Here is a 5,837-nt window from a genome sequence, read left to right as displayed (position 1 = left end):
TTGTAGAAGATGATGGTCCAGCTCCACAGGGACATGCAGCCCAGGAAGAGCATCACCAGCTTCACGGCCAGGGTCGCGCCCGAAATCAGGGTCACGATGCTGTTGTCAGGCAGGAAATTCATGGGTCACCCGTTCATCGCTTGTGGACCCGCCGGGTCCGCTTCTGGAAAAAGAGCCGCGCCGACCTGACCCGGCTCTTCGGTTCATACGTCTTTTCCGTCATCCGTTCCCTTCGGGACCGTGACGCCTCAGGACCGCCCCAGGCAGCGCTGGATGATGGCCCAGGCGTTGGCGTTGGCCTGCTCGTACTCAGCAGGGGTCATGCCCGCCCCAAGGGCCACGGTGCGGCGCAGCTCGGCGCTCACCAGGTCCTTGGGCGCGTGGGCGTCGTTGTCCACCACCAGCTTGGCGCCGTGCTTGCGGGCCATGTTGACCACGTGGCCGTTGGTGTAGCCGTGGCCGCAGCGGGTGGTGATCTCCAGGGCCACGCCCTTTTCGGCGGCCAATGCGGCCTCCTGGTCGGTGATCAGGCCCGGATGGCCCAGGACGTCCACACCCGCCTCGATGGCGGCCAGGTTGGTGCCGGGGGCCACCGGCTCCACCGGAGTCTCGCCGTGCATGACCACCACCTGGGCCCCGGCCTTGCGCGCGGCCGCGACCATCTCGGGGATGAGCGCGGGCACGATGTGGGTCAACTCGACCCCGGCCAGGATGTTGATGGAATAGAAATGCCCCTGCTTCTTCACAAAGCGGGAAACGTTCTCCACGATGTGATACAGGGTGGCCTCGTCGGCATGATCGGTCAGGCAGATGCCCTTGTACCCGATGACCTCGGCCCGCCGGACCAGTTCCGCCGGGATGAGCTCGCCGTCGCTGAACACCGTGTGCGTGTGCAAATCGATCATCTTCGGCCTACATCTTGTATTTGGTGTCGTCCTCGGAGAGCCGGTTCAGCTCGTCCATCCACTTGTCGGAATCCTCGGTGAGCAGGACGGTCTCGCCGTCCTTGAGCGGCACGCCGGAGGACTCCATGACGGCGTCCTCCACGAACATGGGGCACTTGGCGCGCACGGCCAGGGCGATGGCGTCCGAGGGGCGGCTGTCGATCCTGACGATGCCGCCCTCGCGCTCCACCACGATTTCGGCGAAGAACGTGCCATCCACGATGGAATTGACCACGATGCTCTCCACTTTGCCGCCCATGTTCAGGATGGTGTTGAGCAGCAGGTCGTGGGTCATGGGCCTGGGAAAGGGAATCGCGTTGAGGGCCACGGAGATGGCCATGGCCTCCACCGCGCCGATCCAGATGGGCAGCACGCGGGCCCGGTCCTCCCCCTTGAGGATGAGAATGGGGGACTTGTTGTTCTCGTCCAGCGCCAGGCCGAAAATTTCAACCTTTACCACGGCGATCCAGCCTTCTCGCCAACCAGCGAGTGTTTTTTGGCCTCGACGATGCTGACCGGGATCATCATCCCCATCAACCCGTCGCCCTCGGCCAGAGGAACGTTGACGATGCGGCCCGCCGGGTCCCTGCCCTTCCACCAGGTGGGCCCGTCGTCCTGCATGCGGCTCAATCCCTCGATGAAGGCGTCCGTCCGAACGCCTTCCAATTTTTTTAGACATTTTCTAGTAATACTATTTTGCAGACTCTGCAAGCGCGCTAAACGCTCCCCGGCCTCTTCGGGGGCCACCTTGGGCTCCATGTTCACGGCCGCCACGCCCGGGCGGTCGGAATACTTGAAGGAAAAGCTCGATTCGTAGCCCACGCGCTCGACCATCTCCAGGGTGTCCCGAAAGTCAGCCTCGGTCTCGCCGGGAAAGCCGACGATGAGATCCGTGGTCAGGGCGATGTCCGGCCGGGCCGCCTTCAGCGCGTCCACGATGGACAGGTAGCGCGTCCGGTCGTACCGGCGGCGCATGGCCTTCAGCACCGCGTCCGACCCGCTCTGGAGCGGCAGGTGAAGCGACGGACAGAGGTTCGGGAGCTCGCCGAAGGCCGCGATGACCTCCGGGGCGATGTCCTTGGGGTGCGAGGTGGTGAAGCGCAGCCGGTCCAGGCCGTCGATGGCGGCAACGCGGCGGAGCAGGTCCGCAAAGCTGACGCCCGCCCCGCCCTTGTCCAGGCCGAAGCTGTTGACGTTCTGGCCCAGCAGCGTGATCTCGCGCACGCCGGAGGCCGCCAGGGCGCGGCATTCCTCCACCACAGCGTCGGGATGACGGGACTTCTGGCGGCCGCGCGTGTAGGGCACGATGCAGTAGGCGCAGAAATTGTCGCATCCCTGCATGATGTTGACGAAGGCCTGGCGCGTCTCGGGCACGGCGACGGTCCGCTCGTTCGGCCGTTCCCGCTCCTCGTAGATGTTGACGAAATCAAGCAGGGCCACACGGTCGTCACGGCCCTGGGCGATGCGCTCCAGGGCGCCCGGCGCGCCCGCGATGCCGTCGGACCCGAAGACCAGCCTGACGTGGGGGAAGCGGTCGAAGAACCCCCGCCCAACCTGCTGCGCCACGCAGCCGCCCACGGCCGCGAAGACGGCCGGGTCGCGCCGCAGGTGGGCCGCCACGCGCCCCAGCTCGCTGTAGACCTTCTGCTCCGGCTTGTCGCGCACGCTGCAGGTGTTGAGGATGTAGACCTGGGCCTCGTCCTCGCCGGCGGGCTCCCAGCCACGGGCCTCCAGGGCGCGGGCCAGCCACTCGGAATCATGCACGTTCATCTGGCACCCGAAGGTGGTGATGTGAAACTTCATATCTGTTCCTGATGCGCCTTGCGACGCGGGGATTGTCGGTTAATCGGCCTGGGCGGGCATGTAATCATCGGGCAGCCAGGTGTCCAGGAAGTGCAGGGCCCTGCGCAGGGTCTCGGCCTTGGGCAGGCAGGTGTTGTCGATGACGCACTCGGCCGCCGGGTCCTTCTCGAAGGGCACGTCCACGCCGATGACCTCGCCCAGCCCCTCGCAGGGCTCGCCCGTGCGCCTGCGCAGGAGCGCCTTTTCATAGAGCGCGGCCATGACCTTGCCCTCGGGCCGCCCGGCCTCGCGGCGCATGGCCTCGTCCAGGTCGCACTGGACGAAGATTTCCGCGAACTTCGCGATGCGCCGACGCGCCCGCGCCCGCATGGCGACCTTGTAGGCCGAGCCGTCCATGAGCACGCCCCGCCCCTCGCGAACCAGGGCTGCGGCGTCGTCCACGAACCGGGCGTAGGAAAACTCGCGTTCCTCCGGGGTGTAGCGCGGCTCGGGCGCGTACTTGCGGCGCAGCTCGTCCATCTGGAGCAGGACCACGTCCCGCCCCTTGGCGGCCAGGTGGTCGCGCACGCCCCTGGCCAGGGCGGACTTGCCGCTGCCGGGCAGCCCCACGAACCAAACGGCCCAGCCCTCGTTCACGGCGTCACTCCATGTACTTGTTGATGTTTTCCCAATCGAAGACCTCGTCCTCCAGCACGTTCGCGAGGAGGTTCAGCAGCCCCCGGCGCACCGGCTCGGGGTGGTCCGGGTACCACTCGGGCGAAGCAATGACCAGGCCGCGGAAAACGAAGAACGGGGCCATGACCTCCAGGACCTCGGTGTCGCCCGTGCAGGCCAGGTATTCCTCGAAATAGGCGCGGTAGAGCGTGGCCCAGGGCCCGTTCATCCGCTCGTGCCCGTACAGGCTCCAGAGCAGATAGTTGATGGCCATGGTGGCCAGGTCGCCGCCCGGCTCGCCCCACTCGCCCCGGCTGCGGTCCAGGACCGAGAACCGGCCGTCGTCGGTGACCAGCACGTTCCAGGGGTGGAAGTCGCCGTGCACCGCGCTGAGGCGGTGGGCGTACCCCTTGAGCTTCCAGCGCCAGTCGACAAGCCGCTTCTCGACGGCCCGGAACCGGTCGTCGCCGAAGGCGGCCCAAGGGTGCGGGAAGGCCTCGTCCACCAGCCCCAGGATGCACTCGCTGGACCCGATCAGATTGCGGATGCGCCGGTAGTAGAGGTGCACGTCGTCGAGCTTGGCCGAGTGGACGCGGGCCAGCCAGCGGGCGAACTCCCGCGCAGTCTCCACGTCGCTCTCCCGAAAGTCGCCGCGCCGGATGCGCTCCAGGTCCTGGAAGTAGTCGTGGCCCTCCAGCTTCTCGTTGAGAATGAAGAATTCCTTGGGCCGGTCCACGGGCACCAGGGCGTCGTCGCCGTCCACGTAGCCGAGCCCCAGGGGCCGGACGTGGGCCTCCATGCGCGCCGAGGTCTCGTACTGGAACATCAGGATGGCGGCGCGGTCCCAGTAGAACTGATGGCCGTATTTGTCGCCCTTCATGATGGAGAGCACGGCCTCGCGCCGCTCGCCCCCGACCTCGTAGACCAGGAGCAGGGGCTTGCCGTAGCCGAACCCCTTCATCCCCTGCTCGTCGAGGTTGCCGATGTCGCCCGCGCCGATGAGGCGCGCGTCGTCGCCAAATGCCCGCCTGAGGTAGGCCTCGATGTTCTCGGTCCTGAGCTCGATCATGCCGCCTCCTTGCCGAGGCCGGGCCGGTCCCTATTCCAGGGGGCCGAAACTCGCCTCGTACCGTTTGCGGAACTCGTCCATGGTGAAGAAATGTTCCTGGGTGCCCTTCTTCTCCACCGCATAGGCGGCGCAGACGGCGCCCAGCCGGGCGGACTCGGCCACGGTCTTCTCCATGGCCAGGCCCTTGAGCAGGCCGGAACGGTAGGCGTCGCCCGCGCCCGTGGGATCGGCCACCACGCTGACCGGGACGGCCGGAATCCTGATCTCCTCGCCCTTGCAGTCCACCACCGAGCCATGCTCGCCGTAGGTGGTGATCAGGTAGGCCACGCGCTCCTGGATTTCCGCCTTGGACAGCTTGGTGGCGTTCATAATCATCTCCAGCTCGTAGTCGTTGGTGATGAGGATTTCCGCGCCGTCAAAGGCCCCGGCCAACTGCTCGCCCGTGAATGCGGTGATCTGCTGGCCCGGATCGAAGATGAACGGGATGCCGTGCTCGCGGTAGTAGCGGGGGTGCTCCATCATGTCGGAAAGGTTGCCAGGCGAGATGATGCCGATGGCCTCGGACGGGTCGATGGCGCTCATGTCGTACTGGCTCGGGTACTTCATGGCCCCGGGGTTGAAGCCGGTGATCTGGTTGTCCGACTGATCGGTGGTGATGTAGGCCCCGGCCGTGAATTCCTGCTCCACGGTGCGGATGCCCTCCACGGAGATGCCGTGCTTCTGGAGCCAGCCGTCGTAGGAGGCGAAGTCCTTGCCCACCTGGCTGAGCAGCACGGGCTTCTCGCCCAGCAGGGAGAGGTTGTAGGCGATGTTGCCGCCGGTGCCGCCGAACCGCTCGTCCAGCCCGTTGACGAGGAAACAGACGTTCAGGATATGAATCTTATCGGGCAGGATATGATTGGAGAACTTGTCGGGAAAGGTCATGATGCGGTCGAAGGCCAGGGAACCGGAAATGTAAATCTGCATGTTTCCTCCTGTAGGTGTCGATTCCTGGCGGGGAGGGTAAAGGCTTGTCGGTCCCGCGTCAATGACGGTCTGCGCCCGGCGTCACTCGCCGGGCCTGGTTTCCGCCCTGATCCAGTCGAGGAAATCCCCATTGCCCCCGGCGATGTCCAGAGCGACCACGCAGGGCACCTCGTAGCCATGCACGGCCTTGACCGCTTCGGTCAGCTCGTCCACCAGCTCGCGCCGGGTCTTGGCGATGAGCACGGTCTCCTCGCCCCGCTCCACCTTGCCGCGCCACCAGTAGAGCGAACGCATGCCGGGCAGGATGTTCACGCAGGCGGCCAGCCGCCGCTCCACCAGCACGGTCCCGATGGCTTCCGCCTCGGCCTCGGTGGCGCAGGTGATGTAGACGAAGGACTCGG

At 66.2% G+C, this 5,837-nt stretch carries 7 protein-coding genes; all 7 read right to left on the bottom strand.

What is annotated here, in order from left to right:
- Positions 1-248 precede the first annotated feature (248 nt).
- Positions 249-905, bottom strand: a complete 657-nt coding sequence (locus PHP91_RS16940) for a histidinol phosphate phosphatase domain-containing protein (RefSeq protein ID WP_300143609.1) — start codon at positions 903-905, stop codon at positions 249-251.
- A gap of 7 nt (positions 906-912) precedes the next feature.
- Positions 913-1,404 (bottom strand): bifunctional nuclease family protein, encoded by a 492-nt coding sequence (locus tag PHP91_RS16935; RefSeq protein ID WP_300143606.1) that lies wholly within the window; start codon positions 1,402-1,404, stop codon positions 913-915.
- Positions 1,398-2,747 (bottom strand): tRNA (N6-isopentenyl adenosine(37)-C2)-methylthiotransferase MiaB, encoded by a 1,350-nt coding sequence (gene miaB, locus PHP91_RS16930; protein WP_300143603.1) that lies wholly within the window; start codon positions 2,745-2,747, stop codon positions 1,398-1,400. Before miaB ends, PHP91_RS16935 begins: the two co-directional genes overlap by 7 nt.
- 39 nt (positions 2,748-2,786) lie before the next feature.
- Positions 2,787-3,383, bottom strand: coding sequence for an adenylyl-sulfate kinase (locus tag PHP91_RS16925; protein WP_300143600.1), 597 nt, complete (start codon positions 3,381-3,383; stop codon positions 2,787-2,789).
- A gap of 4 nt (positions 3,384-3,387) precedes the next feature.
- A complete protein-coding gene (locus PHP91_RS16920; protein ID WP_300143598.1) occupies positions 3,388-4,470 on the bottom strand; it encodes an aminoglycoside phosphotransferase family protein in 1,083 nt (360 codons plus the stop codon).
- Positions 4,471-4,500: 30 nt separating this feature from the next.
- Positions 4,501-5,436, bottom strand: coding sequence for a carbohydrate kinase family protein (locus PHP91_RS16915; RefSeq protein ID WP_300143595.1), 936 nt, complete (start codon positions 5,434-5,436; stop codon positions 4,501-4,503).
- Positions 5,437-5,517: 81 nt separating this feature from the next.
- Positions 5,518-5,837 (bottom strand): divalent-cation tolerance protein CutA (gene cutA, locus PHP91_RS16910; RefSeq protein WP_300143592.1); only part of this gene is annotated, 320 nt, incomplete at its 5' end.

The sequence above is a fragment of the Pseudodesulfovibrio sp. genome (genome assembly GCF_028692895.1).
GTDB lineage: Bacteria > Desulfobacterota > Desulfovibrionia > Desulfovibrionales > Desulfovibrionaceae > Pseudodesulfovibrio.
This window is presented reverse-complemented; position numbering and strand designations above follow the sequence as displayed.

Excerpts from the sequence above, each read along its gene's own strand:
- miaB (WP_300143603.1), bottom strand. The coding sequence starts at position 2,747 with ATGAAGTTTCACATCACCACCTTCGGGTGCCAGATGAACGTGCATGAT.
- PHP91_RS16915 (WP_300143595.1), bottom strand. The coding sequence starts at position 5,436 with ATGCAGATTTACATTTCCGGTTCCCTGGCCTTCGACCGCATCATGACC.
- PHP91_RS16940 (WP_300143609.1), bottom strand. The coding sequence starts at position 905 with ATGATCGATTTGCACACGCACACGGTGTTCAGCGACGGCGAGCTCATC.
- PHP91_RS16920 (WP_300143598.1), bottom strand. The coding sequence starts at position 4,470 with ATGATCGAGCTCAGGACCGAGAACATCGAGGCCTACCTCAGGCGGGCA.